The organism is Nocardioides sp., assembly GCF_047607185.1.
GTDB lineage: Bacteria > Actinomycetota > Actinomycetes > Propionibacteriales > Nocardioidaceae > Nocardioides.
Genome location: NZ_JASGDQ010000030.1, coordinates 1 through 25,417, shown reverse-complemented (window position 1 = coordinate 25,417; position 25,417 = coordinate 1). Strand labels below are relative to the sequence as shown.

Annotated in this window: 25 protein-coding genes and 1 tRNA gene; 15 read left to right on the top strand and 11 right to left on the bottom strand. The window is 73.0% G+C overall.

Going from position 1 to position 25,417, the window contains the following annotated elements; genetic code table 11:
* Positions 1-192: 192 nt before the first annotated feature.
* The 5 genes from QM595_RS02715 to QM595_RS02695 all read left to right on the top strand — a co-directional run bounded on the left by QM595_RS02715 (position 193) and on the right by QM595_RS02695 (position 5,481).
* Positions 193-1,233 (top strand): FecCD family ABC transporter permease, encoded by a 1,041-nt coding sequence (locus QM595_RS02715; RefSeq protein ID WP_415169984.1) that lies wholly within the window; start codon positions 193-195, stop codon positions 1,231-1,233.
* Positions 1,230-2,288, top strand: a complete 1,059-nt coding sequence (locus QM595_RS02710; protein WP_415169983.1) for a FecCD family ABC transporter permease — start codon at positions 1,230-1,232, stop codon at positions 2,286-2,288. Before QM595_RS02715 ends, QM595_RS02710 begins: the two co-directional genes overlap by 4 nt.
* The gene (locus QM595_RS02705; protein WP_415169982.1) at positions 2,285-3,136 is read left to right on the top strand and encodes an ABC transporter ATP-binding protein; all 852 of its coding nucleotides are present in this window, start codon (positions 2,285-2,287) and stop codon (positions 3,134-3,136) included. Before QM595_RS02710 ends, QM595_RS02705 begins: the two co-directional genes overlap by 4 nt.
* A gap of 246 nt (positions 3,137-3,382) precedes the next feature.
* A complete protein-coding gene (locus QM595_RS02700; protein ID WP_415169981.1) occupies positions 3,383-4,009 on the top strand; it encodes an FMN-binding negative transcriptional regulator in 627 nt (208 codons plus the stop codon).
* Positions 4,006-5,481, top strand: coding sequence for an amidohydrolase (locus tag QM595_RS02695; RefSeq protein ID WP_415169980.1), 1,476 nt, complete (start codon positions 4,006-4,008; stop codon positions 5,479-5,481). The genes QM595_RS02700 and QM595_RS02695 overlap by 4 nt, the downstream gene beginning before the upstream one ends.
* A 36-nt stretch (positions 5,482-5,517) precedes the next feature.
* On the opposite strand, the gene QM595_RS02690 is transcribed toward QM595_RS02695, so the two are convergent.
* Genes QM595_RS02690 through QM595_RS02680 form a run of 3 tightly spaced genes read right to left on the bottom strand, consistent with a single transcriptional unit; the run spans position 5,518 to position 7,279 of the window.
* Complete coding sequence (locus QM595_RS02690) at positions 5,518-6,264, bottom strand: alpha/beta fold hydrolase (RefSeq protein ID WP_415169979.1); 747 nt, start codon at positions 6,262-6,264, stop codon at positions 5,518-5,520.
* A complete protein-coding gene (locus QM595_RS02685) occupies positions 6,261-6,470 on the bottom strand; it encodes a hypothetical protein (protein ID WP_415169978.1) in 210 nt (69 codons plus the stop codon). Before QM595_RS02685 ends, QM595_RS02690 begins: the two co-directional genes overlap by 4 nt.
* The gene (locus QM595_RS02680) at positions 6,467-7,279 is read right to left on the bottom strand and encodes a COG4280 domain-containing protein (RefSeq protein WP_415169977.1); all 813 of its coding nucleotides are present in this window, start codon (positions 7,277-7,279) and stop codon (positions 6,467-6,469) included. Before QM595_RS02680 ends, QM595_RS02685 begins: the two co-directional genes overlap by 4 nt.
* Positions 7,280-7,452: 173 nt before the next feature.
* Here QM595_RS02680 and QM595_RS02675 point away from each other — a divergent pair, with 173 nt between their 5' ends.
* The 6 genes from QM595_RS02675 (at position 7,453) to QM595_RS02650 (ending at position 12,947) form a co-directional block, all read left to right on the top strand.
* Positions 7,453-7,641, top strand: a complete 189-nt coding sequence (locus QM595_RS02675) for a hypothetical protein (RefSeq protein ID WP_415169976.1) — start codon at positions 7,453-7,455, stop codon at positions 7,639-7,641.
* Between the two features lie 105 nt (positions 7,642-7,746).
* Complete coding sequence (locus QM595_RS02670) at positions 7,747-9,048, top strand: MFS transporter (RefSeq protein WP_415169975.1); 1,302 nt, start codon at positions 7,747-7,749, stop codon at positions 9,046-9,048.
* A 159-nt stretch (positions 9,049-9,207) separates the two neighbouring features.
* The gene (locus tag QM595_RS02665; RefSeq protein ID WP_415169974.1) at positions 9,208-10,617 is read left to right on the top strand and encodes a pyridoxal phosphate-dependent decarboxylase family protein; all 1,410 of its coding nucleotides are present in this window, start codon (positions 9,208-9,210) and stop codon (positions 10,615-10,617) included.
* 65 nt (positions 10,618-10,682) lie between these two features.
* The gene (locus QM595_RS02660) at positions 10,683-11,660 is read left to right on the top strand and encodes a hypothetical protein (RefSeq protein WP_415169973.1); all 978 of its coding nucleotides are present in this window, start codon (positions 10,683-10,685) and stop codon (positions 11,658-11,660) included.
* A gap of 55 nt (positions 11,661-11,715) precedes the next feature.
* Positions 11,716-12,369 carry a uracil-DNA glycosylase gene (locus tag QM595_RS02655; RefSeq protein ID WP_415169986.1) on the top strand — a complete coding sequence of 218 codons (654 nt, stop codon included), beginning with the start codon at positions 11,716-11,718 and terminating at the stop codon, positions 12,367-12,369.
* Entirely contained in the window at positions 12,366-12,947 is a 582-nt protein-coding gene (locus QM595_RS02650) for a rhomboid family intramembrane serine protease (protein ID WP_415169972.1), read from the top strand. Before QM595_RS02655 ends, QM595_RS02650 begins: the two co-directional genes overlap by 4 nt.
* Positions 12,948-13,101: 154 nt before the next feature.
* Here QM595_RS02650 and QM595_RS02645 read toward each other — a convergent pair whose 3' ends face one another.
* Positions 13,102-14,136, bottom strand: a complete 1,035-nt coding sequence (locus QM595_RS02645; protein ID WP_415169971.1) for an aldo/keto reductase — start codon at positions 14,134-14,136, stop codon at positions 13,102-13,104.
* On the opposite strand from QM595_RS02645, the gene pdxY reads away from it, so the two are divergent.
* Positions 14,110-14,961, top strand: a complete 852-nt coding sequence (pdxY, locus tag QM595_RS02640; protein WP_415169970.1) for a pyridoxal kinase PdxY — start codon at positions 14,110-14,112, stop codon at positions 14,959-14,961. The genes QM595_RS02645 and pdxY overlap by 27 nt on opposite strands.
* Before the next feature lie 60 nt (positions 14,962-15,021).
* Here the strand turns inward: pdxY and QM595_RS02635 are convergent, their stop codons facing one another.
* The gene (locus QM595_RS02635; protein WP_415169969.1) at positions 15,022-15,573 is read right to left on the bottom strand and encodes a dienelactone hydrolase family protein; all 552 of its coding nucleotides are present in this window, start codon (positions 15,571-15,573) and stop codon (positions 15,022-15,024) included.
* 37 nt (positions 15,574-15,610) lie between these two features.
* Positions 15,611-15,683, bottom strand: a tRNA-Thr gene (locus QM595_RS02630).
* 38 nt (positions 15,684-15,721) lie between these two features.
* On the opposite strand from QM595_RS02630, the gene QM595_RS02625 reads away from it, so the two are divergent.
* Both QM595_RS02625 and QM595_RS02620 read left to right on the top strand, forming a co-directional pair.
* The gene (locus QM595_RS02625; protein WP_415169968.1) at positions 15,722-17,509 is read left to right on the top strand and encodes a glycoside hydrolase family 13 protein; all 1,788 of its coding nucleotides are present in this window, start codon (positions 15,722-15,724) and stop codon (positions 17,507-17,509) included.
* An 81-nt stretch (positions 17,510-17,590) separates the two neighbouring features.
* The gene (locus QM595_RS02620; protein WP_415169967.1) at positions 17,591-18,805 is read left to right on the top strand and encodes a DUF4032 domain-containing protein; all 1,215 of its coding nucleotides are present in this window, start codon (positions 17,591-17,593) and stop codon (positions 18,803-18,805) included.
* On the opposite strand, the gene QM595_RS02615 is transcribed toward QM595_RS02620, so the two are convergent.
* The 4 genes from QM595_RS02615 to QM595_RS02600 are packed head-to-tail and all read right to left on the bottom strand — an operon-like array spanning position 18,781 to position 24,229.
* Positions 18,781-20,283, bottom strand: coding sequence for a metallophosphoesterase (locus tag QM595_RS02615; protein ID WP_415169966.1), 1,503 nt, complete (start codon positions 20,281-20,283; stop codon positions 18,781-18,783). The genes QM595_RS02620 and QM595_RS02615 overlap by 25 nt on opposite strands.
* Positions 20,280-21,242: a 23S rRNA (guanosine(2251)-2'-O)-methyltransferase RlmB gene (rlmB, locus tag QM595_RS02610; protein WP_415169965.1), complete on the bottom strand. Its 963-nt coding sequence runs from the start codon at positions 21,240-21,242 to the stop codon at positions 20,280-20,282. The genes QM595_RS02615 and rlmB overlap by 4 nt, the downstream gene beginning before the upstream one ends.
* On the bottom strand, positions 21,242-22,627 hold the full coding sequence (gene cysS / locus QM595_RS02605) for a cysteine--tRNA ligase (protein WP_415169964.1): 1,386 nt from the start codon (positions 22,625-22,627) through the stop codon (positions 21,242-21,244). Before cysS ends, rlmB begins: the two co-directional genes overlap by 1 nt.
* Before the next feature lie 48 nt (positions 22,628-22,675).
* Complete coding sequence (locus QM595_RS02600) at positions 22,676-24,229, bottom strand: molybdopterin-dependent oxidoreductase (protein ID WP_415169963.1); 1,554 nt, start codon at positions 24,227-24,229, stop codon at positions 22,676-22,678.
* Between the two features lie 86 nt (positions 24,230-24,315).
* Between QM595_RS02600 and ispF the strand changes: the two genes are divergently transcribed.
* Complete coding sequence (gene ispF, locus QM595_RS02595) at positions 24,316-24,789, top strand: 2-C-methyl-D-erythritol 2,4-cyclodiphosphate synthase (RefSeq protein ID WP_415169985.1); 474 nt, start codon at positions 24,316-24,318, stop codon at positions 24,787-24,789.
* On the opposite strand, the gene nirD is transcribed toward ispF, so the two are convergent.
* Positions 24,781-25,140: a nitrite reductase small subunit NirD gene (gene nirD, locus QM595_RS02590; RefSeq protein ID WP_415169962.1), complete on the bottom strand. Its 360-nt coding sequence runs from the start codon at positions 25,138-25,140 to the stop codon at positions 24,781-24,783. The genes ispF and nirD overlap by 9 nt on opposite strands.
* Positions 25,141-25,417 lie beyond the last annotated feature (277 nt).

Sequence of the window (25,417 nt, the reverse complement as noted above, 5' to 3'; positions counted from 1 at the left end):
GCAACGCGTGAGCCACGTTCTGAGAGCGTGTTTGAGAACTCGGCGTCGAGCTCGGCGTTGTCCAGCGTGCGTCATGGCAAGGCGGAGGAGGGAGCCATGCCGGAGGCATGGCGACCGACGACAACGCAGCCAGGGCGTGCGCTGGGCGGCGCGGAGCCGGCGCCTCCGAGTTCTCAAACGCGCTCTGAGTCGATGAGCCAGCTGCTGCAGCGCTCGGTGGCCGAGCCCGCCGACTCGCGGGAGCGGCCGAGGCGCACGGCCTGGCTACTGGTCTGGCTGGTGGTGCTGCTGGGCTGCGTGGTGCTCAGCCTGACGGTCGGCGCCCAACTCGTGGCACCCGGCGTGGTGTGGGACGCGCTGGCCCACCATCGTGGCGAGGCCGAGCTGATCGTGTGGCAGCTGCGGGTGCCGCGCACCGTCGCCGGCGTCGCGCTGGGGGCGGCGCTCGGACTGGCCGGCGCGCTGATGCAGTCGCTGACCCGCAACCCGCTGGCCGACCCGGGGCTGCTGGGCGTCAACGCCGGGGCGGCGTGCGCCGTCGCGGCCGGCGTCGCCTTCGCTCACGTCACCCAGCCGGGGCAGTACGTCTGGTTCGCCCTGCTCGGCGCCGGAGTGGCCACGGCCGTGGTCTACCTGCTCGGCTCCACGGGACGCGGCGCGGCCTCCCCGGTCCGGCTGGTGCTGGCCGGCGCCGCTGTCACCAGCGTGCTGACCGGCATCATCTCGGCGATCGTGCTCACCCACGGCATCGCCTTCAACGGCTACCGGGCCTGGACCGTCGGGTCGCTGGAGAACGTCTCGTCCACCGTGGTGTGGCAGGTCGCGCCGGTGCTGGTCGTCGGCTTCGCGCTGACCCTCGGCCTCGGCTCCGCGCTCAACGCGATCGCGCTGGGCGACCAGCTCGCCTCGGCCCTGGGAGCCCACGTCACCCGGGTCCGCGTCGTCGGCCTGGTCGCGACCACGCTGCTGTGCGGCGGCGCCACGGCGCTGGCCGGCCCGGTCGCGTTCACGGGCCTGGTGGTCCCGCACGCGGTCCGGGCCTTCACCGGGCCGGACAACCGCTGGGTGCTGCCGATGTCCGCACTCGTGGGCGCCGTGCTCGTGCTCGCCTCGGACGTCGTCGGCCGGGTGGTGCTCTGGCCCTCCGAGCTGCAGGTCTCGGTGGTGACTGCCGTGCTGGGCGCGCCGGTCTTCATCGGCATCGTCCGACGCCGCCGGCTGGCGCAGCTGTGAACGAGCTTGCGAGCCCGATGACGCCGGGGACGCTCCGGCTGGCCCTGGGCGGTGTCCGGATCACGACCCGTCGCCGGTCGGTGGTCGCCACCGGCGCGGTGCTGCTGCTGACCATCGGGCTGGTGCTCCTGCAGCTGACGACCGGGTCGTTCCCGATGCCGCTCTCGCGGGTGCTGGCGACGCTGGGCGGCCACGGCACGGCTGTGGAGGAGTTGGCGATCTACGACCTGCGGCTGCCCCGCGCGCTGACCGCGGTGCTCGCCGGCGCGGCGTTCGGGGCCAGCGGCGCGGTCTACCAAAGCGTGACCCGCAACCCGCTGGGCAGCCCCGACATCATCGGCTTCACCTACGGCGCGGCCTTCGGCGCCGTCTTCGCGATCGCCGTGCTCGGCGCGAGCGACGCCGCCGTGACGCTGGCCGCGCTGGCCGGCGGGCTGGGCGTGGCGCTGGTGGTCTACGTGCTCGCGTTCCGGGGCGGCGTGCAGGGCTACCGCCTCATCCTCGTCGGGATCGGCATCAGCGCCGTGCTGGAGTCGTTCGTCTCCTACCTCCTGCTCAAGGCCAGCATCATCGACGCCCAGGAGGCCTACACCTGGCTCACCGGCAGCCTCAACGGCAGCGACTGGACCGACGTACGCGTGGGCCTGGTGGGGCTGGTCGTGCTGGCACCCGTGGTCGTCGGGCTCGGCCCCGGCCTGCGGACGGCGGAGCTGGGCGAGGACACCGCCCGCGCGCTGGGGGTCTCGGTGGGCCGGGACCGGATGCTCGCGCTGCTGGTCGGCGCGGTGCTGTGCGCGGTCGCCGTGATCTGCGCGGGGCCGATCACCTTCGTGTCGCTGGCCGCCCCGCAGATCGCTCGCCGGCTCGGCGGCTCCCCCACGGTGGCCGTGATCCCGTCGATGGCCCTGGGCGCGCTGCTGATGGTCCTCAGCGACCTCCTCGCCCAGCACGTCTACCCCGACTCCCAGCTGCCGGTGGGCGTCACCACGCTCGCGCTGGGCGGGGCCTACCTCGCCTGGCTGATCGCCCGAGAAGGAAGGAACCGGATCGGATGAGCGACGACCTCCCTCGTCCCGGCCACGCCCTGGTCGGCCAGGGGCTGCGGCTGTGCTACGACGACGCCGTCGTCGCCGACGACCTCCACGTGCAGGTGCCGCGCGGCGCGCTGACGATGATCGTCGGCCCCAACGGCTGCGGCAAGTCCACGCTGCTCAAGGCGCTGGCCCGGATGATGCGCCCCGAGCGCGGCACCGTGCTGCTCGACGGCGAGGACATCCACCGCGCCCCCACCAAGGCGATCGCCCGCCGGCTCGGGCTGCTGCCACAGACCTCCGTCGCCCCCGACGGCATCACCGTCGGCGACCTCGTCTCGCGCGGCCGGTTCCCCTACCAGCGGCTGCTGCGGCAGTGGTCGCGCGACGACGAGGTCATCGTCAACGAGGCGATGGCCGCCACCGGCGTCGCCCAGTTCGCCCGGCGCGCCGTCGACGAGCTCTCCGGCGGGGAGCGGCAGCGGGTCTGGCTCGCGATGGTCCTGGCCCAGCAGACCCAGACCCTGCTGCTCGACGAGCCCACCACCTACCTCGACCTCGCCCACCAGATCGACGTGCTCGAGTTGTGCGCGTCGGTCATGGCCGAGCGCGACATGACGATCGTGGTGGTCATCCACGAGCTCAACCTCGCGGTGCGGTACGCCGACCACCTCATCGTCATGAAGGCCGGGGCCGTGCAGGCGGTCGGCGCCCCGGAGGAGATCGTCACCGCCGAGCTGATCGAGGACACCTTCGGCCTGCCCTGCCGGATCATCCCGGACCCCGAGACCGGGAAGCCGCTGATCGTGCCGCGGCGCCGTGCTCCTGCCCGTCATACGGGCCCGACGCCCGTCGACCGCTCCCCCGCGTGAGCGCACCTCCCGGACCGCTCGCTGACCGGCAGTCCTGAAGCCCGTGTTTTCCCGTCTGTTGATGAGTCCGTTGTTGATGGGTCCACTGCGATCGGACCTATCTGGAATGGACTCATCAACAGAGGGCCCGGATGAGTGCCTCCCGAAGACGACCCGGCGGCCGCTGTCGTATCCCACAACCGGAAAGCATGAGGTCCTGTCGTCACGACAGTGGTTGGCAGGCCTGGTTTCCCTAGCCTCGGGGTCATGCTCCACCAGCCCGAACACGCCTGGCCCGGTGGCCGCGAGGACCTCGCCCGGCTCGTCGGCGCGCACCCCTGGGTGACGCTCGTCAGCGCGACGCCGGCGCTCGTCGTCTCCCACCTGCCGGTCGTCCTCGACCCGGCGGCCGACCAGTCCGCCGGCCCCGTCCTGCTGGGCCACCTGCCCCTCGCCGACGCCCGGGCGCATCGGCTCGGCGAGGCCGAGACGGTGGTCGTGGTCTACGGCCCGCACGGCTACGTCAGCGCGGGCTGGTACGCCGGCGGGCCCTACGTCTCGACCTGGAACTACGTCGTCGCCCACCTCCACGGCACCCTCACCCGGCTCGACGCCGCCGAGACGTTCGGCGTGCTGGAGCTGACCCAGGAGCGCTTCGAGTCCGTCCGGCCCGAGCCGTTCGTCGTCGACCGGGCCTACGCCGAGCGGCTGGCGCCCCACGTCGTCGGCTTCCGGCTGACCCCCGCCCGCGTCGAAGCGAAGGCCAAGCTGAGCCAGGACAAGCCGGCCGAGGACGTCGCCGGGGTGCTGCGCGGCCTCGAGGACTCCGCGGACGTGCACGCCAACCCCGCCCTGGCTGCGGCCATGCGCGAGCTCGGCGGGGTCGCCCGATGACGCCGTCGCTGCTGGTGCGCGGCGGTCGCCTCGGGCTGGGCGGGCCGCGCTCCGACGTACTGCTGGCGCAGGGGCGCGTCGCCGCGATCGCCCCCGCCGGCACCCTGGACGCCGACGCCCCGACCCTCCAGCTCGCCGACGCCACCGTGCTCCCCGGGCTGGTCGACGGGCACGTCCACGTCGAACAGTGGGCCCGGCGGGCGCGCCGCGTCGACGTCGCCGGCACGCGGCGCGCCGAGGAGGTCGTCGAGCGGGTACGACGCCGGCTGACCGCCGCCCCGCCCCGGCCCGGCCGGGTGGTGTTCGCCCACGGCTTCGTCGACGGGCTGTGGCCCTCCCCGGCCCATAAGGACCTCCTCGACGCCGCCTTCGGCGACCTGCCGGTGGCGGCCGTGAGCGGCGACCTGCACTGCGCCTGGCTCAACACCGCCGCGCTGGCGGTCGTCGGCCACGCCGGGCACCCCACCGGGGTGCTGCGGGAGCGCGACGCCATGGACGCGGTCGTCCGCCTCGACGCCGCCACGCCCGTCGCCGAGCTCGACAGCTGGGTCGGCGAGGCGCTCGCCACCCTCACCCCTCGCGGCGTGACCGGCCTGATCGACTTCGAGTTCGCCGACAACCTGACCGCCTGGCGGCGCCGGTCCCGGGCCGGCGCGCCGCCGGTGCGGATCCACGCCGCGCTATGGGCGCCCTGGCTCGACGCGGCCCTCGACGCCGGGCTGCGCACCGGCGAGGAGCTGCCGGGAACCGGGGGCCGGGTCCACGTCGGCCCCTACAAGGTCGTCGCGGACGGCTCGCTCAACACCCGCACGGCCTGGTGCTGCGACCCCTACCCGACCATGCCGGAGTCGGCCGGGCTGTGCCTGGTCGAGCCCGAGGACCTCGTCGTGCAGATGAAGCGGGCCTGGGCGGGCGGGCTGGAGCCGGCGGTGCACGCCATCGGCGACCGGGCCAACCAGATGGTCCTCGACGCCTTCGAGCAGGTCGGCTGCCCGGGCCGCATCGAGCACGCCCAGCTGGTCCGCGACGCGGACCTGCCCCGGTTCGCCCGGCGTGGCCTGGTCACCTCGGTGCAGCCGCAGCACGCCACCGCCGACCGCGACGTCGCCGACCGGCACTGGGCCGGCTGGACCCACCGCGCGTTCGCCTACCGCTCGCTGCACGACGCCGGCGCGACGCTCGCGCTCGGCTCGGACGCCCCGGTCAGCCCGCTCGACCCCTGGCTCGCCATCGCCGACGCCGTCCACCGCACCGACGACGGCCGCGCGCCCTGGCACCCCGAGCAGTCGCTCCCCCTCGAGGCCGCCCTCACCGCCGCGGCCGGGGGCCGCCGGGAGGTGAGCGTCGGAAGCCTCGCCGACCTCACCGTCGTCGCCGGCGACCCCCGCGAGTACGACGCCGTCGAGCTGCGGTCGCCGCGCGTGCTCGCCACCGTCGTCGGCGGTCACTGCACCCACCGCGCCGACTTCTGACTCCTGGCCGGCCCACCCGGGAGCCGGATCAGCGGATCAGCGGATCGAGGCGAGGAACTCCCCGAGGAGGGTGACGACCAGCTCCGTGCGCTCCGACATCAGCATGTGGCCGGTGCCGGGGACGATGCCGAGCTGCGCGCCCGGCACGGTCTGCGACATCTCGACGGTGTGCTCGGTGCGGATGACGTCGCGGTCGCCGGCGAGGAACAGGGCCGGAGCGGTGATCCCGGCCAGCTCGGCGAGGGCGATGTCGGGCGAGGTGGTCCAGAGCCTGATCAGCTTCTCCCAGATGACGGCGGCGTGGTCGGGCCCGTCGGGCGAGAGCGAGGAGTAGTCGTGCTCGAGCTGACGGGTGACCGGGTCCTCGCCGCCCTCCTCCTCCGCCTCGACGTACCCGGCCGGGTTGCGGTTGCCGCTGATCGCGACCAGCGAGCGCACCCGCTCGGGGTGCCGGATCGCCAGCATCATGCCGATGACGGCGCCGTCGCTGAACCCGGCGACGTGGGCGCGGGCCAGCCCGAGGGCGTCCATCACGGCGAGCGTGTCCGCCACGCCCAGGTCGTAGGACATCTCGCCGGCGCGATCCGCGGTGCGGCCGTGTCCGGGCCGCTCCGGGGCGTGGACGGCGAAGCCGCGCGCGGCCAGGGCGACCAGCTGGGGGCGGTGGTACTCCAGCGAGCAGAACCCGCCGTGCAGGAAGACGACCGGATCGCCGGTGCCGATGCTCTCGTAGTAGGCGTCGATGCCGTCGACCGGCATCCGCCCCGCGACGACGCCGCTCATGTGCCGCGGGTGTCGAGGGCGAGGCTGATCGCGAAGGCGGCGACCAGCAGCGCGCCGCCGGCGACCGCGACCAGGCCGTCGGCGGCTCCCGCCAGCAGGATCGCCAGGGCGATCGCGAGCGCGAGGACCACCGCGACGGCGATCTTCCAGTCGTCGCCGACGACCAGGTCGTAGCAGAACCGGCCCAGTGCCCTGAGCGCCCTCACCTCGCCACCTCCTGTGCTGTGGGGGTCGTCGCGGGCGCCCGGCCCGCACCGCCGGGTCGCCGCAGGGCGGCGATGAACACCCGGCTGAGGCCGAACCACGCCAGCAGGATCACCGGGATCGCCAGGTCGGCGCCCGGCCATGCGACGGCCTCCTTGCCGTCGCGGAACAGGCCCAGGCCCTCCACCGCCCAGAACGTGCCGAAGGTGGCGAGCAGCAGGCCCACGCCGTACTTCAGCAGGTTCTCGGGGATCTGCGCCAGTGGCCGGCGCAACACGATCGCCAGCCCGAGCACGATCAGCCCCGCCGCCGCCGCGCCGCCGGCGGCGGTGAGCACGCCGTGGTCGCCGTCGGCGTTGAGCCCGAAGGTGATGACGATGAAGACCACCTCGACGCCTTCGAGGAAGACGCCCTTGAAGGAGACCAGGAACGAGAACAGGTCCAGGCCCGCCCTCACCTCGCCGGCGGCCCGCGCGGCGGCGACCTCGTCGGCGTAGATCTGGTCCTCGTCGTGCATCGCCTTGCGGCCCGAGCCGCGCAGGATCGCCTTGCGCAGCCACTGCAGGCCGAAGACGAGCAGCAGCGTCCCCACGACGAGCTGGAGCGCCGTCTCGGGCAGCCAGGAGGTGATCGCGTAGCCGGCGACGACCGTGACGACCGCCAGCGCCCCCAGCGCGACGGCGACGCCGAACAGTGTCGAGCGCCAGCTGCGGCTGAAGCCCATCGCCATCACGATCGTGGCAGCCTCGACCATCTCCACGAAGCAGGCCAGGAAGGCAGCGGCCAGCAGACCCCAGGTTGCGGCTGTCATGCGGTCCATCCTTCCCGTCGTACGCCGCCCGGGGGTTGTGGTCTCGCACAAAGCTGGCCGGCGCCGTCCATGCCGACCGCCAAGGCCGGCCGCCGCGCGTCGCGGCACGAGATGCACGAGATGTTCGTCGCCAACCGCTGCCGCGGCGGGCGGGCGGCGGCTATGTTGCGTGCATGGCCCTCATCCCCACTCCGAAGCGGGTGCTCGGGACCGTGCGCGGAGTGGCCGCGACGGGACTCGGCGCCGCGCAGGCGATCGTCGCTCGCCCGGCCGGCGGCGCGCCGAAGATCGAGACCCCGACGATCGGCTCCAACCCGAAGCGACGCCACACCTCGAAGGCGTCCCGCGCGCTCGCGCGTTGACGACCGGCCGATGATGGGCACGCCGAGCGGCGACCCGGCGACGCCGGCCGCGGCCCTGCCGCGCCGTGGCAGCTCGGCGTCCTCGCGCGGGCTGCGGACCAGGCGATGACGCTGCCGCGCTCGGTCCGGGCCGGCTACGGCTCGGGCTCGGTGGCGACCGGCGCGTTCGGGACCGTGCCCGGACTGATGCTGCTCCCCTATCTCACCGACACCCTCGGCGTGGCCGCGCTGACGGCGGGCGCGATCGTGCTGCTGCCCAAGGCCTGGGACGTGATCCTCAACCCGGTCGCCGGCCGGATCTCGGACCGCACCGTCGACCCGCGCGGACCGCGCCGGCCCTGGCTGCTGCGCGGCGGCATCGGGCTGGCGGTCGGCTTCGCGCTGCTGTTCGCGGCGCCGGCGCTGCCGCTCGCGGCCGAGGCGGCCTGGGTGCTCGTCGTCTTCCTGGCCACCGCCACGGCGTACGCTTTCTTCCAGGTGCCCTATGTCGCGATGCCCGCCGAGCTCACCGACGACTACGACGAGCGCACCCACCTGATGACCTGGCGGGTCGCCATCCTGGCGCTGGCGATCCTGGTCGCCGGCGGCACCGCGCCGCTGATTCGCGACGCGATCGGCGGCCGGGACGGCTACCGGGCGATGGGCTTGGCGATGGCGCTGCTGATGCTGGTCGGCGTGCTCAGCGCGTACGCCGGCACCCGGCGCGCGCCGATCGGCGCGGTCGCTCCCGGCGCCGGCGGGCTGCGCGATCAGCTCCGGGTGGTGGCCGAGACCCGCGACTTCCGGCTGCTGCTGACGGCGTTCGTGGTGCAGGCGCTGGCCTTCGGCGCGATGCTGGCCGGCGTCGACTATCTGGCGACGTGGGTGCTCGACGGCGGCGCGACCATCTTGTTCGTCTGTTTCGTCGCGCCGGCGCTGGTCTTCACCCCGGCCTGGACCCGGGCCGGCGTCCGGCTCGGGAAGAAGCAGGGCTATGTCCTCGCGACACTGCTGGTGGTGCTCGGCGCGGTGCTGTTGATCGGCGCCCGCTCGCTGCCCACCTGGTCGGTCTACGTCGCGACCGCCCTGGTCGGCATCGGGTACGCCGGCGCGCAGGTCTTCCCGATGGCGATGCTGCCCGATGTGGCGGCCGCCGACGCGGCCCGGACCGGCGAGAGCCGGGTAGGGGTGTTCACCGGCATCTGGACCGCCGGCGAGACCCTCGGCCTGGCGATCGGACCGGGCCTGTTCGCGCTGATGCTCGCGCTGGGCGGCTATGTCTCCTCCTCCGGCGACGACGTCACCCAGCCGTCGAGCGCGCTGACCGCCATCGTGCTCGGCTTCTCGCTGGTCCCGGCGGCGCTCGCGCTGCTCAGCCTCGTCTGGCTGCGCGGCTACGCCCGCCCACCCCGGCCGAGAGGTCCCTGATCGCCCCCCGAGAGGTCCCTGATCGCCCTCCGAGAGGTCTCCGATTGCCCCCCGAGGAGTCCCTGATTGCCCTCCGAGAGGTCCCTGATCGCCCCCCGAGGAGTCCCTGATCGCCCTCCGAGAAGTCCCTGATCGCCCTCCGGCTGACATGATCGGGGCGTGACCGACGCGCTCACTCGGCTGCGACAGCTCCAGGCCGCCGACCTGCCCGTACACGGCGGCCGGACGCTGGCCTACGTCTACGACTCCGGGCTACCCGACGTGGACCGGGTCGGCCGAGAGGCGGTAGCGGCCTATGCCGGCTCCAACGGCCTGGACCCGACGGCGTTCCCGAGTCTGCTGCAGATGGAGAACGAGCTGGTCGGCTACGCCCTCGACCTGCTCCACGGTCCCGACACCGCCGTCGGGACGGTCACCAGCGGCGGCACCGAGTCGGTGCTGCTGGCGGTGCAGACGGCGCGCGACGCCGCGGCCGTCGAGCGGCCCCGCATGGTGATCCCGTCGACCGCCCACGCCGCGTTCCACAAGGCCGGCCACTACTTCGGCGTCGAGCCGGTGGTGGTGCCGGTGCGGGAGGACTTCCGGGTCGACCCGGCCGCGATGGCGGCGGCCGTCGACGACCACACGGTGCTGGTGGTGGCCAGCGCGCCGTCGTACGCGCATGGGGTGATCGACCCGGTGGCCGAGATCGCGGCCATCGCCCGGCAACGCGGCGTCAGATGTCACGTGGACGCTTGCATCGGCGGCTGGGTGCTGCCCTTCAAGGCCCGGCTGGGCCGGGAGGTGCCGCCGTGGACGTTCGCTGTCGAGGGCGTCACGTCGATCTCGGTGGACACCCACAAGTACGGCTACGCACCCAAGGGCACCTCGCTGCTGCTCCATCGCACCCCGGCGCTACGGCGACCGCAGCTGTTCGCCTCCGCGGCGTGGCCGGGCTACACGATGCTCAACTCGACGATGCAGTCCACCAAGTCCGGCGGTCCGCTGGCCGGTGCCTGGGCGGTGATGCGGACGTTGGGCGACGACGGCTACCTGGACCTGACCGAGCAGGTCCTCGCGGCGGTCGACGACCTCGTCGCCGCGATCGAGGCTCAGCCGGCGCTGCGACTGGTGGCCCGGCCCGACTCGACGCTGATCGCGCTCACCACCGACGAGAGCCTCGACGTGTTCACGCTGGTCGACGAGCTGGGCCTGCGGGGGTGGTACGTCCAGCCGCAGCTCTCCCACGCCGACCAGCCGGCCACCGTCCACCTGTCGGTGTCGGCGGCGACCCGGCCCCACGTGCCCGCCTTCGCCGCCGCACTGGCCGAGTCGGTGGCCGCGGCGCAGGCGGCCGGACCGGTGGCCGTCGACCCCGGCGTCGCGGAGCTCGTCAGGTCGCTGGACGCGACGGCGCTGACCGACGAGGAGTTCGACGGGCTGCTGGCCTTCGCCGGGCTGGCGGGCGGGTCCTCGCTCGTCCCCGACCGGATGGCACCCGTCAACGCCCTGCTCGACCTCGCCTCGTCAGCCACCCGTGAGGCGGTGCTGATCGCCTTCCTCGACCGGCTCTCCCGGCCGGTCCGCTGACGCCGCGGCGACGGTTTCGGTCTACCGTGCCCGGCTCTCGGTCCCCGCGCGAGAGAGCCACTAGCATGGCCGCTCGCCCCCACCCCGATCCCGAAAGGCCGTTCGTGCTCTACCGCCGCGCCCTTCCGGGGCTGTTGGGTGCCCTGCTCGTCACCCTCGTCGTCACACTGGCGGGTCAGGCCGCGGCAGCGCCCCTCCTGCCCGACCTCGCCTCCGAGCCGGCCGCAGACCAGCCCACAGAGCAGCCGGTCGAGCAGCCCACGGCGCCGGTGCCACCGCCGGACGCGGCCAGCCTGATCCCGTCACCCACCACGGCTCGGTCGCAGGGGGTCTTCTTCTGGGCGAACGTCGCCGCCGACAACGGCCGCCAGATCAAGCGGCGCTTCACCGGCCCGCAGCGGGTGCGGATGATGCTCGACGTGATCGAGCAGGAGCACGTCAGCCTCGGCGCGCTCGCCGAGCTCGGCGAGCAGCAGGCCCGCGCCTTCCGGGCAGTCGGGTCGCCGTACGCGCTGCTGCCGGGGCGGGTCGGGCTGACCAACGCGGTCTTCTACGACACCCGCGTCTACGACGTGGAGCGCACCTATCGATTCCGGTCGTTCTTCTACGACGGCAGCCGGGCGCCGGTGCCGGTCGCGGTGCTGCACGAGCGCGCCACCGGGGCCCGGATCGCGGCCATGGCGGTGCGTCACCCGGCCAACACCCGGGCCCAGGGCAACCAGCGCCGCTGGCGTGCCGCGGCGACACGGCGGGAGCTGAGGGAGATCCGCCGACTGCGCAGTCAGTACGACGGCCGGGTCACGGTCTTCATCGCCGGCGACTTCAACCAGCGCGGCACCTGCGCGCTGGCGGCCCGTACCGGGCTGGCCTCGCCGCTGGTCTCCGACTCCGGCTGCCACGCCGCCCGCAGCCGGATCGACCAGCTCTTCGCCGACCGGTCCGTGACCTTCACCTCCTACCGGGTGCTCCGCCAGCCGGCCCGGCACCTCACCAACCATGCCGGGGTCTACACCGCCGCGTTCGACGCCACCCAGCCGCTCTAGCCCATTAGTCTCTATTCGCGTGAGCGCGCTGGCTGGACTCGTCGACAAAGGGCTGATGGCACCGGACTGGGCGGAGGCGCTCGCTCCCGTCGACGACAACATCGCGGCGATGGGGCAGTTCCTCCGCGCCGAGCTTGCCCAGGGCCGCCCGTATCTGCCTGCCGGCGACAACATCTTCCGTGCCTTCCAGCGGCCGCTGGCCGACGTACGCGTGCTGATCGTCGGGCAGGACCCCTACCCCACGCCCGGTCATCCGATCGGGCTGTCCTTCGCGGTCGAGGCGCACGTCCGGCCGCTGCCGGCGTCGCTGCAGAACATCTACCGCGAGCTGTCCACCGACCTGGGTCTGCCGATGCCCGAGCACGGCGACCTGTCGGCCTGGGCCGATCGCGGCGTGATGCTGCTCAACAGGTCGCTCAGCGTGCGGCCGGGCGCGCCTGCCTCGCACGCCGGCAAAGGCTGGGAGCCGATCACCACCCGGGCCATCGAGGCGCTGGCCGGCCGGGGCGGCCCGCTCGCCGCGATCCTGTGGGGCCGGCAGGCCCAGTCGCTGCGGCCGATGCTGGATCCGGTGCCATGCGTGGAGTCGCCGCACCCCTCACCGCTCTCCGCGAGCCGGGGCTTCTTCGGCTCCCGGCCGTTCTCCCGGGTCAACGCACTGCTCGTCGAGCAGGGTGGCCAGCCGATGGACTGGTCCCTCGCGTCGTGAACCTCGACCGGCCCGTCGACCGCCCGTCGAGGTGGCTACGAGCGGCGGCGCTCTCCGCCGGCTTCGTCGCCGTGCTCTGGCTCAGCGAGACGATCGACTCCTTCGACCACAACCGGCTCGATGCCTACGGCGTCAGGCCGCGCTCCGCCGACGGGCTGTGGGGCATCCTGTTCGCGCCGCTGCTACACGGCGGCTGGCGTCATCTGGAGGCGAACACCGTTCCGGTACTGCTGCTCGGCTTCCTGGTGCTCGCTACTGGCATCGGCCGTGGGCTGGCGGCGACCGCGATCGTCTGGCTGGTCGCCGGGGTCGGCGTCTGGTTGACCGCACCGGCGAACACCGTGCACGTGGGCGCCTCGGGCCTGGTCTTCGGCTGGCTGGTCTACCTCGTCCTACGCGGCTTCTTCACCCACCGCGCCGGCGAGGTCATCCTCGGCCTGACCCTGTTCTTCCTCTACGGCGGACTGCTGCTCGGCGTGCTGCCCGGGCAGCCGGGGATCTCCTGGCAGGGGCACCTGTTCGGCGCGATCGGCGGCGGGCTGGCCGCGGCGCTGCTCGGCCGCCGCGACCCGGCCTGACCCGCCGAGTCGGCAGAAGTGCGGGTCTCAAAGCCGCCGAGTCGGCAGAAGTGCGGGTGCCGACACCTGCACTTCTGCCGACTCGCGCCCTCTCAGAGCTGCACTTCTGCCGACTCGCGCCCTCTCAGAGCCGCACTTCTGCCGACTCGCGTGATCAGCCGGTGATCTCGTCCAGCTCGACGAGGTCGGCCTCGGTCGGCTCCCAGCGGACCGCCGCCGCGTTGGCGCGCACCTGATTGCCGGAGGTCGCCCCCGAGATCACCGAGGCCACCCTGGGCTGTGCCGCCAGGCCGGCGATCGCGACGTCGAGGATCGACAGGTCCCGCGCCGCGGCGTACGCCTCCAGGGCCTCGATGCGGTCCCAGTCGGCGCCGGCGAGCCACTGGGCACGCTCCGGCTCGAGGGCGGCCCGGGTGCCGGCCGGCGCCGCCTCGCCGCGCTTGTACTTGCCGGTGAGCAGGCCGTACTCCAGCGGGAAGAACGGCAGGATCCCCAGCCCGAAACGCTCAGCGGCCGGCGCCACCTCGGCCTCGATGGTGCGATCGAGCAGCGAGTAGCGGTTCTGGACGGAGACGAAGGACTCCAGCCCGGCCGAGGAGGAGGTCCAGGCGGCGTCGGCGATCTGCCAGCCGGCGAAGTTGGAGCAGCCCAGATAGCGGACCTTGCCCTCGCGGACCAGGTCGGTCAGCGTCGAGAGGGTCTCCTCGATCGGCGTGACCGGGTCGGGGTGGTGGAGCTGGTAGAGGTCGATGTGGTCGGTTCGCAACCGCTTCAGCGACGCCTCGACAGCACGTCTGACATAGCGCCGCGAGCCGCGCACGCCGTGGTCGACGCCGTTCGCGCCGGCCATGTCCATGCCGAACTTGGTGGCCAGCACGAACTCCTCCCGCTGACCATGAAGCGCCTCGCCGAGCAGGGACTCGGAGCCGCCGTGCGGGTTGCCGTAGGTGTCGGCGGTGTCGAGCAGCGTGATCCCGGTGTCGCGGGCGGCGGCCAGCACCTCCTTGACGCCGTCGAGATCGACCCGCCGGGTGAACGCGTTGCAGCCGACGCCGACCACGCTCACCATCAGGCCGGAGTCGCCCAGCGGGCGGTAGGTCATCGTCATGGCTCCCAAACTATCGAGTTGGCCGACGGCGCCGCGCAGCGGGAGGATGCGGCCGTGCAGGTTCTGTCGATCCAGTCCCATGTTGCCTTCGGCTACGTCGGCAACTCCGCCGCCGTCTTCCCGCTGCAGCGGCTCGGCCACGAGGTGTGGCCGGTGCTGACGGTCAACTTCTCCAACCACACCGGCTACGGCGAGTGGCGCGGTCCGCTCGTCGCGCCGGACGACGTGGCGGCCGTCATCGAGGGCATCGCCGAGCGGGGCGCGCTGCCGGGGGTGGCTGCCGTGCTCTCGGGCTATCAGGGCGACCCGGCGGTCGGCGCGGTGATCCTCGACGCGGTACGCCGGGTCAAGGCCGCCAATCCGGAGGCGGTCTACTGCTGCGACCCGGTGATGGGCGACCTCGGCCGGGGCTTCTTCGTCCGGCCGGGCATCCCGGAGTTCCTGCGTGACGAGGTGGTGCCCGTCGCCGACGTCATCACGCCCAACCACTTCGAGCTCGACTTCCTCGCCGATGCCACCACCTCGACGCTGGCCGAGGTGCTGGCCGCCGTGGACGTCGTACGGGCGACCGGGCCGCGCGGCGTGCTGGTCACCTCCGTGGTGCACGACGGGCTGGCCGGCGAGGAGCTGGACATGGTCGCGGTCTCCGACGAAGGCGCCTGGGCGGTCACCACTCCGCTGCTGCCGATCACCCCGAACGGCGGTGGTGACGTCACCGCCGCGCTCTACCTCGCCCACCTGCGCTCGACCGGGTCGCCGGCGACGGCGCTCGGCCTGGTCGCCAACACCATGTTCGCGATCCTCGAGCGCACTCTCGCCTCCGGCCGGCGCGAGCTGGAGCTGGTCGCCTCACAGGCCGAGATCGCCGCGCCGCCGGCGCGCTTCGGGGTCCGCCGGCTCCGCTGAGCCCGGGGTTGTGAAGGATTCGTGGCCCTGGGGGTCACTCTCTGGTCACGAGCGAGCCGGTCACAGCCTCGCGAGGAAGGCGACGATCCGCTCGGTCGCCAGCTTGGCGACCTGCTCGTCGTAGTCGGGGTGGCCGGGCTCGGCGAAGAGATGACCCGCGCCGGGGTAGATGAAGAGCTCGCCATCGACGACGTCGGCCACGAACTCGTCCTCGGCCTCCGGCTCGCGCCACGGGTCGGCCTCGGTGACATGCGCCTGGGCCGGCACCCCGGCTGGCCAGGTCGCGTCCCACCAGGACGGCGCGACCGCGCCGTAGAGGAAGAACGCTCCCGTGGCGCCGGGTCTGCTCAGCACCTGCTCGGCGGCTCGGGAGGCGCCCATCGACATGCCGCCGTAGACCTCGGCGGCCGGGAGCTCGGCCGCCCGCGCGGCGAGCACCTCCGCGCCGACCGAGCGCGCATAGGCCACGCCGTCCTCGACGTCGGCGAACCTCCGGCCGTCGAAGAGGTCGGGGGCCTCGACGACATGCCCCTCGTCTCTCAACCGATCGGCGAACGACTCGACTCCGGGCGTCAGCCCGCCAGCATGATGGAACAACAGCACCGAGACCATGCCAGCACCCTACGCGGGCCCGGAATCGGCAACCCAGAGCCGGTGACAGGGATCGAACCCGCGACATCGTCTTTACAAGAGACGCGCTCTGCCAACTGAGCTACACCGGCATGCCACGAAGGCTCGCACATCCTAGTTGAATGTACCCATGAGTCTGCTCGACCGGCCCCATCACGACGGGTCACCGCTCTACCTGGCGGACGAGGCACCCGAGCTCGGCAGCAGCGTCGTCGTCCGGGTGCGCACCAGCGGCCGGGACCCGGTGAGCCGGATCTGGCTCCGCACGACGTACGACGCCGAGCCGACCTACCACCCGATGGCGGCTCGGCAGCCGGGCTGGTGGGAGGGCGAGCTGCCCGTCCACAACCCGGTCACGCACTACCGCTTCCTCATCGAGCGGGCCGACGGCAGCCAGGCCTGGCTGACCGGCGTGGGCGAGCAGCACTGGGACGTCAGCGACGCGTTCGACTTCAAGGTCGTGACCTATCCCCCGGCGCCGGACTGGGCTCGCGACGGGGTCGTCTACCAGATCTTCCCCGACCGGTTCGCGCGGTCCAGCGCCGCCGACGAGCGGCCGACGCCGGCCTGGGCGACGCCGGCCGGGTGGGACGACACCGTGGTCTTCGAGGGCACCGACCCACGTACGCCGACGCAGTTCTTCGGCGGCGACCTCGACGGCATCGTGGCGCACCTCGACCACATCGCCGAGGTCGGCGCCGACATCGTCTACACGACCCCGGTCTTCCCGGGCGAGAGCAACCACCGCTACAACGCCAGCACCTTCGACCACGTCGACGACCTGCTCGGCGGCGACGCCGCCTACCAGCGGCTCAGCACCGCGATCCACCAGCGGGGCTGGCGGCTGCTCGGCGACCTGACCGCCAACCACACCGGCGACACCCACGAGTGGTTCCGGCGGGCGCAAGGCGGTGGCCCGACCCGCGACTGGTACTACTTCCGTCCCGACGGCGGCTACGAGACCTGGATGGGCCACCACACCCTGCCCAAGCTCGACCACACCAACGAGGACCTGCGCCGGGCCATGATCGAGGGCCCGGACTCGGTGGTGGCGAGATGGCTGCGTCAGCCGTACGACGTGGACGGCTGGCGCATCGACGTCGCCAACATGACCGGCCGGCTCGGCGCGATCGACGTCAACCACCGGGTCGCCCGCATCCTCCGGGCCACCGCCGCCGAGCAGCGCGAGGACCCGCTCGTCATCGGCGAGCACAACCACGACGCCTTCCACGACATCGACGGCGACGGCTGGCACGGCACCATGAACTACGCCGGCTTCTCCTGGCCGGTCTGGTCCTGGCTGCGCGCCGAGCAGACCGACGCGCGGCCGTTCGGCCGACCGGTCGCCGTCCCCCGCAGACCCGGCGGGCTGATCCGCAAGAGCCTCGACGGCTGGCGGGCGCGGTTCGGCTGGCGCGCCAGCACGCAGAGCTGGAGCATCCTCAGCAGCCACGACTCGGCCCGGATCCGCACCCTGGTCCGGGATCCGGCCACCCACCGGGTCGCGGCCGGGCTGCAGTTCACGCTGCCCGGCGTGCCGATGCTCTTCGCCGGCGACGAGATCGGCCTGGAGGGGGTCAACGGCGAGGACGGCCGCCGCCCGATGCCCTGGCACCGACCCGAGGGCTGGGACCGGGTGACGCTGGCGACGTACGGCGCGCTCAGCCGGCTCCGCAGGGAGCACGTCGCGCTGCGGCGGGGCGGGCTGCGCTGGGCCCACGTCGGCGACGACGAGCTGGTCTTCCTCCGCGAGCACCCCGAGGAGACGCTGCTGGTCGCGGTGCGGCGGGCTGCCGGTCCGGCCATCCCGCTGGACCTGCCGGCCGGCGCGGCCCTGCTCGACCACGAGGACTTCGCGGGCGAGCTCCCCGCCGCCGCCGGACCCGCGATCCGGATCTGGCAGCTGGCCTCGCCGTAGCGTCATACGGACGGGGCAACCGTCTGCTCCGTCCGCATGACGCTACGCCGGAGCATGCGATTCGATGCCACACTGAGTGCCATGGCGCTCCGCATCGTGGCGAGCCGGCCGGACCCGGCGATCCTGACACTGCCCTGGGACCAGCCCCTCCAGGAGTGGACCGAGCACGTGGTGCCGCTGCCGCGCGGCCTGTCCCGCCATGTGGTGCGGATCGTGCGGCTCGGCGACCAGGTCTACGCCGTGAAGGAGACCCAGGAGGCGATCGCCTTCCGGGAGTACCGGCTGCTGCGCGACCTGCAGCGGCTCGACCTGCCCGCCGTCGTACCGCAGGCGGTGGTGGCGGGCAGGTCACAAGACCTGCCGGCGGCGCTGGTGACCAGGCACCTGCGGTTCTCCCTCCCCTACCGCAGCGTCTTCGAGCACGGCCTGCCCGCCGATCAGGTGCCCAGCCTGGTCGACGCGCTGGTGGTGCTGCTCGTCCGGCTCCACCTGGCCGACTTCTACTGGGGCGACGTGAGCCTGTCCAATGTGCTGTTCCGACGCGACGCCGGCGGCTTCGCCGCCTATCTCGTCGACGCCGAGACCGGGGAGCTGCGGCAGACGCTGTCGAGTCAGTTGCGGGAGTACGACGTCACGGTCGGCACCGAGAACGTCTACGCCGAGCTGCTCGACCTGATGGCCAGCGGCGTCGGCGGGATCGACCCGGGGGCGGTCGTCACGATGCTGCGGGAGCGCTACGACCAGCTGTGGACCGAGCTGACCGCTACCGAGGTGTTCTCCTCGGGCGAGTCGTGGCGGATCGAGGAGCGTATCGAGCAGCTCAACGACCTGGGCTTCGACGTGGAGGAGATCGACATCGTCACCGATGTCGACGGCGACCGGATCCAGCTGCAGCCGCGGGTCGTGGAGCTCGGCCACCACGCCCGTGAGCTGCGCAATCTCACCGGCCTGGTGGTGCAGGACGCGCAGGCGCGCCGGATGCTCAACGACATCGCCGCCTTCACCACCTCGCGGGGGCTGGGCCGGCTCGACCGGGCCGAGGTCGCGCAGCGCTGGCTGCGCGAGATCTACGAGCCGCTTCAGGCGATGGTGCCCGCCGAGCTGCGCGGCAAGCTGGAGCCGGCCGAGGTCTTCCACGAGGTGCTGGTGCACCGCTGGTACCTCTCCGAGCAGGCCGGCCGCAGCGTCAGATTCCTCGACGCCGCCCGCAGCTACGTCGACAACGTGCTGAGGCAGAAGCCGGACGAGGCCGTGGCCACGGAGCCGGCCGATCAGCCCGAGGTCAGCGGCACGTAGTCGTCCACGCTGAACTCGCCGTTGGTCTCCAGCCGCACCGCCTGGATGCCGGCCGGCACGCCGTCGGCGTCGTAGGTGACCAGCGAGATGCCGGCCTGGCGCCGAGGCTTGGAGCCGAGCGCGAAGGCGTACGCCGCGCCACCGGTGGTGCCCGTCGTGAAGGTCCAGCCGACCGAGCCGTCGGGGGCGGTCACCGCCGTGGGGCCGAGGAAGAGGTGCAGGTGGCCGCCGAGGACCAGGTCGACGCAGCCGCGGTCCAGCGCCGGCCGGCCGAGGTTGGCGTCGTGGACCAGCAGGGTGGTGATCCGGCGGTCGGAGTCGCAGGCGGCGTCGGCCAGCCGGTCGGCGACCTCGGCGAAGGAGAGTCCCTTCTCGTCGCGCCAGTTGCCCAGCCCGCTGGCCCGGGGGTCGGGCACGCCGAGCAGCACCGAGCCGCCGGGACCGTCGAGGGTCTCCCCGGTCAGCTCGGTCCAGCCGTCCTCGGCGAGGTAGTCGGAGACGAAGGTGCCGTTGTCGTGGTTGCCCGAGATCGCCCACTTGTCGTAGCCGTCGAACGCCGCGGTGACCGAGTCCAGCGAGAACGCCTCCCACCGGGAGCCGGTCGAGGTGTCGTCGCCGAGGTCGTAGACCGAGGTGGCGCCGGCCGCGTCGCCGACGGCCCGGGCGACCTGGTCCATGCCGACGTTGTCGTGGCGGTCGGAGACCACGACGACCACGGTCTCGTCGGCCTCCGGTCGCCTGAGGGACAGTCCGGCGGCGCGCTCGGCGGCGTCGGCGTAGAACTGCTTGCTGGTGTCGTAGGTGCTCAGCGCGCTCTCGACCAGCCGGCGGGTCTCCAGTGTGGTCACGTCGCCGCGCACCTGCACCTCCTCGACGCCTGCCGGGAGGGGCACCGAGCCGCCCAGGAACTCCCCCAGCGAGAGCCACGGCTGGTCGTCGCTCACCCGGTCCTCCTCGTCGTCGGCGACCCACGGCTGCCAGGCGGCGACCACGAGGGTGAGCACCAGCCCGATCAGCGCCAGGCCGCGACGGCTCGGCAGCCGGGCGTAGATCTCCCGGCGCCGCTGCCGGCCGACCAGCCGCCAGACCAGCAGCGGCAGCGATCCCAGCACGGCACCGCGCAGCGCGGCGTCGACCACCATCGAGGCCACCGTCGCCCGCACCTTGGCCCGCTCGCCGTCGGCGGCGGAGGCGAGATAGGCGTAGCGCTCGACGAGCTCCTCCAGGGAGCCCACGTCGGTCTTGCCGAGGGTCACGCTCACCCCGAATAGCGCGTGCGAGGGCAGTCTGACGTCGGGCAGCACCGGGCCGGTGTGCACCTCGACGGTGCCGCTGAAGTCGGGCCGCAGCACCGCGTCGTGGGAGAGGAAGGTCGTCTGGCGACTGCTGCCCAGGAACACCAGCAGGAACGCCAGCACGGCGAGGACCAGCCACGTCGCGACGTACGCCGCGACGACGAGCACCCGGCGCAGCGTCAAGCCCTGGCCTGGGAGACGGCGTAGAGCACCACCGAGGCGGCCACGCCGGCGTTGAGCGACTCGACGGCGTTGGCCATCGGGATGGAGACGATCTGGTCGCAGGTCTCCCGCACCAGCCGGGAGAGGCCGCCGCCCTCGGCGCCGACGACCACCACCAGCGGGCCGTCGCCGAGCTGGAACGCGGGCAGCTCGACGTCGCCGGTCATGTCGAGGCCGACGACCATGCAGCCGGCGTTCTGGAACGCCTTGAGCTGGCGCACCAGGTTGACGGTCTGGGCGACCCGGACCCGGGCGGCGGCGCCGGCGCTGGTCTTCCAGGCGGCGGCGGTCATGCCCACCGACCGGTTGCCGGGGATGACCACGCCGTGGGCGCCGAACGCCGCCGCGGAGCGGACTACCGCGCCCAGGTTGCGCGGGTCGGTGACGTGGTCGAGCGCGACGATCAGCGCCGGCTGCCCGGCCTCGGCCGCGACGTCGAGCAGGTCGTCGGGGTGGGCGTACTCGTAGGCCGGGACGCGAGCCGCCAGACCCTGGTGGCCGTTGAACCCGGTGAGCCGGTCGAGCTCGGTCCGGGTCACCTCCAGCAGGCCGAGGCCGAGCTCCTGGGCGAGCCGGAACGCCTCCCGCAGCCGGCCGTCGCGCTCGGTGCCCTCGGCGACGTACACGGCGTTGACCGGCACGCCCTCCCGCAGCGCCTCCACGACCGAGTTGCGGCCGATGATCCACTCGGCGTCCGAGCTGGAGCGCTTGCGGCCCTGCGGGCGCTTGGCCGCCTTCTCGGCGGAGCGCTCGGCGAGCTGCGCCTCGCGGTGGGCCTTGTGGTAGGGCCGGTCCTTCGCCTTCGGCGTCGGCCCCTTGCCCTCCAGGCCCTTGCGGCGCTGGCCGCCGGAGCCGACCGTGGCGCCCTTCTTGGTGCCGGGCTTGGCGATCGCGCCCCGCCGTTGTGAGTTGCCTGCCATCAGATGCTCCAGCGTGGTCCGTCGGGGGTGTCGGTGATCTCGATGCCGGCCGCCTTGAGCTGGTCGCGCACCGCGTCGGCGGCGGCCCAGTCCCTGGCCTCGCGGGCGGCCTGCCGCTGCGCCAGCAGGCCGGCGACCAGGGCGTCGACGGCGCTGTTGAGCTTCTCGTCGGCGCCGGCGGGCGCGCCCCAGGCGGGGTCGGCGGGGTTGAGGCCGAGGACGTCGAGCATGGCCAGGACCTGGCCCGCGAGCGCCGTCGCGTCCTCGCCGGCCGCCAGCGCCCGGTTGCCCTCGCGGACGACGTCGTAGAGCAGCGCGACCGCCGCCGGCGTGCCGAGGTCGTCGTCCATGGCCACCACGAAGCCTTCGGGCAGCGCCCCGGCCTGGCTCGCCCCGGCTCGCTCCAGGAAGCCCTCGATCCGGCGGAACCCGACGGCGGCCTCGTCGAGCGCCTCGAAGCTGAACTCGACGTGCGAGCGGTAGTGCGCGGCCACCAGGTAGAACCGCAGCTCGATGCCGCGGTAGCGCTCCAGCACGTTGGGGATGGTGAGCGAGTTGCCGAGGGACTTGCTCATCTTCTCGCCGGAGGTGGTGATCCAGGCGTTGTGCAGCCAGTACGACGCGAACGGCCGGCCCGCCGCCCGCGCCTGGGCCAGCTCGTTCTCGTGATGCGGGAAGCGCAGGTCGAGGCCGCCGCCGTGGATGTCGAAGGCCGGGCCGAGGTACTTGCCCGCCATCGCCGAGCACTCGATGTGCCAGCCGGGCCGGCCCAGTCCCCACGGGCTCGGCCAGGACGCGGTCTCGGGCTCGGACTCCTTGCGGCCCTTCCACAGCGCGAAGTCACGGGGGTCGCGCTTTCCTCGCGGGTCGGCGTCGGTGGCGTCCTCCATGTCGTCGACGCCCTGATGCGTCAGCTCGCCGTACGACGGCCAGGAGCGCACGTCGAAATAGACGTCGCCCGAGCCGTCGGGGGCGGCGTAAGCATGGCCGGCCGCGATGAGGTCCTCGATCAGCGCGATCATCTCGGGCACGTGCCCGGTGGCGAGCGGCTCGTAGGTCGGCGGCGCGACGTTGAGGGCGTCGTACGCCTTCGAGAGCTCGCGATGCATGTCGTAGGCCAGGTTGAACCAGGGCCGGTGCTGCTCGGCGCTCTTGGCGAGGATCTTGTCGTCGATGTCGGTGACATTGCGGATGAACGTCACCTCGTAGCCACGGTGGCGCAGCCAGCGCTGCAGCACGTCGAAGTTGACGCCGCTGCGGACATGGCCGACGTGGGGCGCGGACTGGACGGTGAGGCCGCAGACATAGAGGGACACCTTGCCCGGGGCGAGCGGAACGAAGTCGCGGACCTCGCCGGTCTGGGTGTCGTAGAGCCTCAGTGTCACTCGGCAAGTCTAGAGAAGCCAGCGCCCCCGCCACGATTCGTTAACTCGTCAACCTGCACGGAAGGTGATGGTGTGCCATCCGGTCGCGCCGTCGGGCGCCGAGCCGGCCACGACGGCGGTCTGCACCTCGCCGGTGGCACTGACCGCCCGCACTTGCACCTGGTGCTCGCCGGGCTCGACGTCGTACTCGATCCGCCACTGCACCCAGGTGTCGACGCCGGGGGTCGCGGCGAGGTCGGCGTCGCGCCAGTCGCCGCCGTCGAGCGAGACCTGCGCGCCCGCGACGCCGGTGTGCTGCTGCCAGGCGGTGCCGGCGAGCGTCACCTTGCCGGCGCTCACCTGCTCGCCGACGCCGGGCACGTCGATGCGGGAGGCGAGCTTGATCGGGCCCTGCTCGGCCCAGCCGCGCTCGATCCAGTAGCCCTGCGCTTGGTCGAAGCGGGTGACCTCGAGGTCGACCAGCCACTTGGTGGCGCTGACGTAGCCGTAGAGGCCGGGCACCACCATCCGCACCGGGAAGCCGTGCTCGATGGTGAGCGGGTCGCCGTTCTGGGCGACGGCGAGCAGCGCGTTGCGGCCGTCGGTCAGCGCCGCCAGCGGGGTGACGCAGGTCCAGCCGTCGGCCGAGGTCTGCAGCACCGCGTCCGCGTCCGGCTGGATGCCGGCCTGCTCCAGCAGCGGCGCGATCCGTACCCCGCTCCACCAGGCGTTGCCGACCAGATCGCCGCCGACGTCGTTGGAGACGCAGGTCAGCGTCACCCAGTCCTCGGTGACCTCTCGCATCATCAGCTGGTCGAGGCTGAGCTCCAACGGATGGTCGACCAGGCCGTGGACGCGCAGTCGCCAGGTGTCCGGGTCGACGGTCGGCGGCACGATGGCGGTGTCGATCCGGTAGAACTCCTCGACCGGCGTCAGCCACGGCTGCTGACCCGGCACGCCCGAGTCGTAGGAGGGGTCGACCGGCGGCGGGTTGACGCCGTCGAGCCGGAGCAGCCGGCGGGCGTTCTCGATGCGCTCCCGGCCGAGCGCCTTGGCACGGCCGAGGTACGCCGCCACGACGGTCCCGATCGCCACCAGGCCGGCGGTGACCACGAACCGCCGCGACACGCCCGACCCACCCCCGGGCACCTGACGTTCTGCACGCAACACGCCGGGATCGGCGTGCAGAACGTCAGGTGCCCGGGGCTCGACGGCGGCGCGGAACAGGGCGTGTACGACGACCCAGGTGACGAAGCCGGCCGCGACACTGAGCGGCGCGAGCTCGGCGTCGCCAGGCTGGCCGGCGATCGCCGCCACCCCGACAGCGGCCAGCACGATATAGCCGGCGATGGGAATCCACGGGCTGGCCACCCGGCTCAGCGCGCCGGCGACCAGCGCGACCACGACGACGATCCCCCAGACCAGGATCGGCTTGTCGGCGGTGCCGACCAGGTCGATGGCGCGCTCGGCGAGCGGCCCGGGGGCGTGCTCGATGATCCGCTCGGCCACGGCCGCGACCGGCCACTCGCCGGAGGCGAGCAGCTGGCCGACCAGGTAGCTGACCGCCAGGCCGGCCAGCCCGGTCAGCAGTCCCGCGACGCCAGACCTTCGCACGACGTACATTCTCTGCCATGTCCTTGAGGGGTTGTACCGGCAGGTGGCACCTGCTGCGCGCCGCGACGCGCGCACGCCGGCTGTCGGCACAACCCCTGAGAGTCGGCATCGGCACCGACGTGCACCGGCTCGTCCCGGGCACCCCGCTCCGGCTGGCCGGCCTGGACTGGCCCGACTCCGACGTCGGCCTGGAGGGCCACTCCGACGCCGACGTGGCCGCACACGCCGCCGCCGACGCGCTGCTGTCGGCCGCCGGCCTGGGCGACCTGGGCTCGAACTTCGGCACCGACCGGCCGGAGCTGGCCGACGCCTCCGGCGCGAGGATCCTGCGCGAGACGGTGGCCCTGGTCGAGGCCGCCGGCTACATGGTCGAGAACGTCGCGATCCAGGTCATCGGCAACCGCCCCAAGCTGGGCCCGCGGCGGGCCGAGGCCGAGGCGGCGCTCTCCGAGGCGGTCGGCGCCCCGGTCTCGGTCTCGGCGACCACCACCGACGGCCTGGGCCTCACCGGCCGGGGCGAGGGCATTGCCGCCATCGCCACCGCTCTCCTCACCCGGGGATCAGCCTGAGACCTTCCGCGCGCCGACCAGCACCACGCCGTCCTCGACCCTGACGGTGTAGGCCGGTACCGAGACGTGCGGGTCGTCCAGGCACCTGCCGCTGCGCAGGTCGAAGGCGTGACGGTGGGTCGGCGAGGCCACGAAGGGGACCTCGCCCCGCTGGCCCACGATGCCCTTGGCCATCACCGAGGCCTTGGCGAACGGGTCGTGGTTGCCGAGCGCGTAGACGTGGTCGTCAGCTGTCCGGAACAGCGCGATCGCCTGACCATGCACCAGAGCGGTCGCACCCCGCTCGACCTCCAACTCGACCACCCGGCACACCGGCTGCCACTCGTCGGTCGCGCTCGCGACACGTGTCATCCCACGGCCAGCCCGAGCGGTAGCCCCATCGCTGCCTCCTTCCGGTGCTCCGAAGGTAGGCACGATGTGTTCGGCACCTGTTTCGCCATGTAACAGCCGTGAAAACACCTCGCTGCCGGCCCGCCTAAGAGGTTGCGCCAGTAGGTGTCGCCGTCGCGAGCGTCGCGATGTGCGTGCGATGGCGAGGCGTGGCCGCGAAGGCAGGCTGGAGGCCTGTCGAGCGGCCGCAACGAAGCCAGCGTGCGTGCAGCGCGGCGCGCAGCAGGCGAGACCTACT

Coding starts and splice junctions, on each gene's coding strand:
- QM595_RS02675 (WP_415169976.1), top strand. CDS start 7,453: ATGGCCCTCATCCCCACTCCGAAGCGGGTGCTCGGGACCGTGCGCGGA.
- QM595_RS02660 (WP_415169973.1), top strand. CDS start 10,683: ATGGCCGCTCGCCCCCACCCCGATCCCGAAAGGCCGTTCGTGCTCTAC.
- QM595_RS02600 (WP_415169963.1), bottom strand. CDS start 24,229: ATGTACGTCGTGCGAAGGTCTGGCGTCGCGGGACTGCTGACCGGGCTG.
- QM595_RS02695 (WP_415169980.1), top strand. CDS start 4,006: ATGACGCCGTCGCTGCTGGTGCGCGGCGGTCGCCTCGGGCTGGGCGGG.
- nirD (WP_415169962.1), bottom strand. CDS start 25,140: ATGACACGTGTCGCGAGCGCGACCGACGAGTGGCAGCCGGTGTGCCGG.
- QM595_RS02680 (WP_415169977.1), bottom strand. CDS start 7,279: ATGACAGCCGCAACCTGGGGTCTGCTGGCCGCTGCCTTCCTGGCCTGC.
- QM595_RS02690 (WP_415169979.1), bottom strand. CDS start 6,264: ATGAGCGGCGTCGTCGCGGGGCGGATGCCGGTCGACGGCATCGACGCC.
- QM595_RS02670 (WP_415169975.1), top strand. CDS start 7,747: ATGACGCTGCCGCGCTCGGTCCGGGCCGGCTACGGCTCGGGCTCGGTG.
- QM595_RS02655 (WP_415169986.1), top strand. CDS start 11,716: ATGGCACCGGACTGGGCGGAGGCGCTCGCTCCCGTCGACGACAACATC.
- QM595_RS02645 (WP_415169971.1), bottom strand. CDS start 14,136: ATGGGACTGGATCGACAGAACCTGCACGGCCGCATCCTCCCGCTGCGC.
- QM595_RS02715 (WP_415169984.1), top strand. CDS start 193: ATGAGCCAGCTGCTGCAGCGCTCGGTGGCCGAGCCCGCCGACTCGCGG.
- QM595_RS02625 (WP_415169968.1), top strand. CDS start 15,722: ATGAGTCTGCTCGACCGGCCCCATCACGACGGGTCACCGCTCTACCTG.
- QM595_RS02700 (WP_415169981.1), top strand. CDS start 3,383: ATGCTCCACCAGCCCGAACACGCCTGGCCCGGTGGCCGCGAGGACCTC.
- rlmB (WP_415169965.1), bottom strand. CDS start 21,242: ATGGCAGGCAACTCACAACGGCGGGGCGCGATCGCCAAGCCCGGCACC.
- QM595_RS02705 (WP_415169982.1), top strand. CDS start 2,285: ATGAGCGACGACCTCCCTCGTCCCGGCCACGCCCTGGTCGGCCAGGGG.
- QM595_RS02620 (WP_415169967.1), top strand. CDS start 17,591: ATGGCGCTCCGCATCGTGGCGAGCCGGCCGGACCCGGCGATCCTGACA.
- QM595_RS02635 (WP_415169969.1), bottom strand. CDS start 15,573: ATGGTCTCGGTGCTGTTGTTCCATCATGCTGGCGGGCTGACGCCCGGA.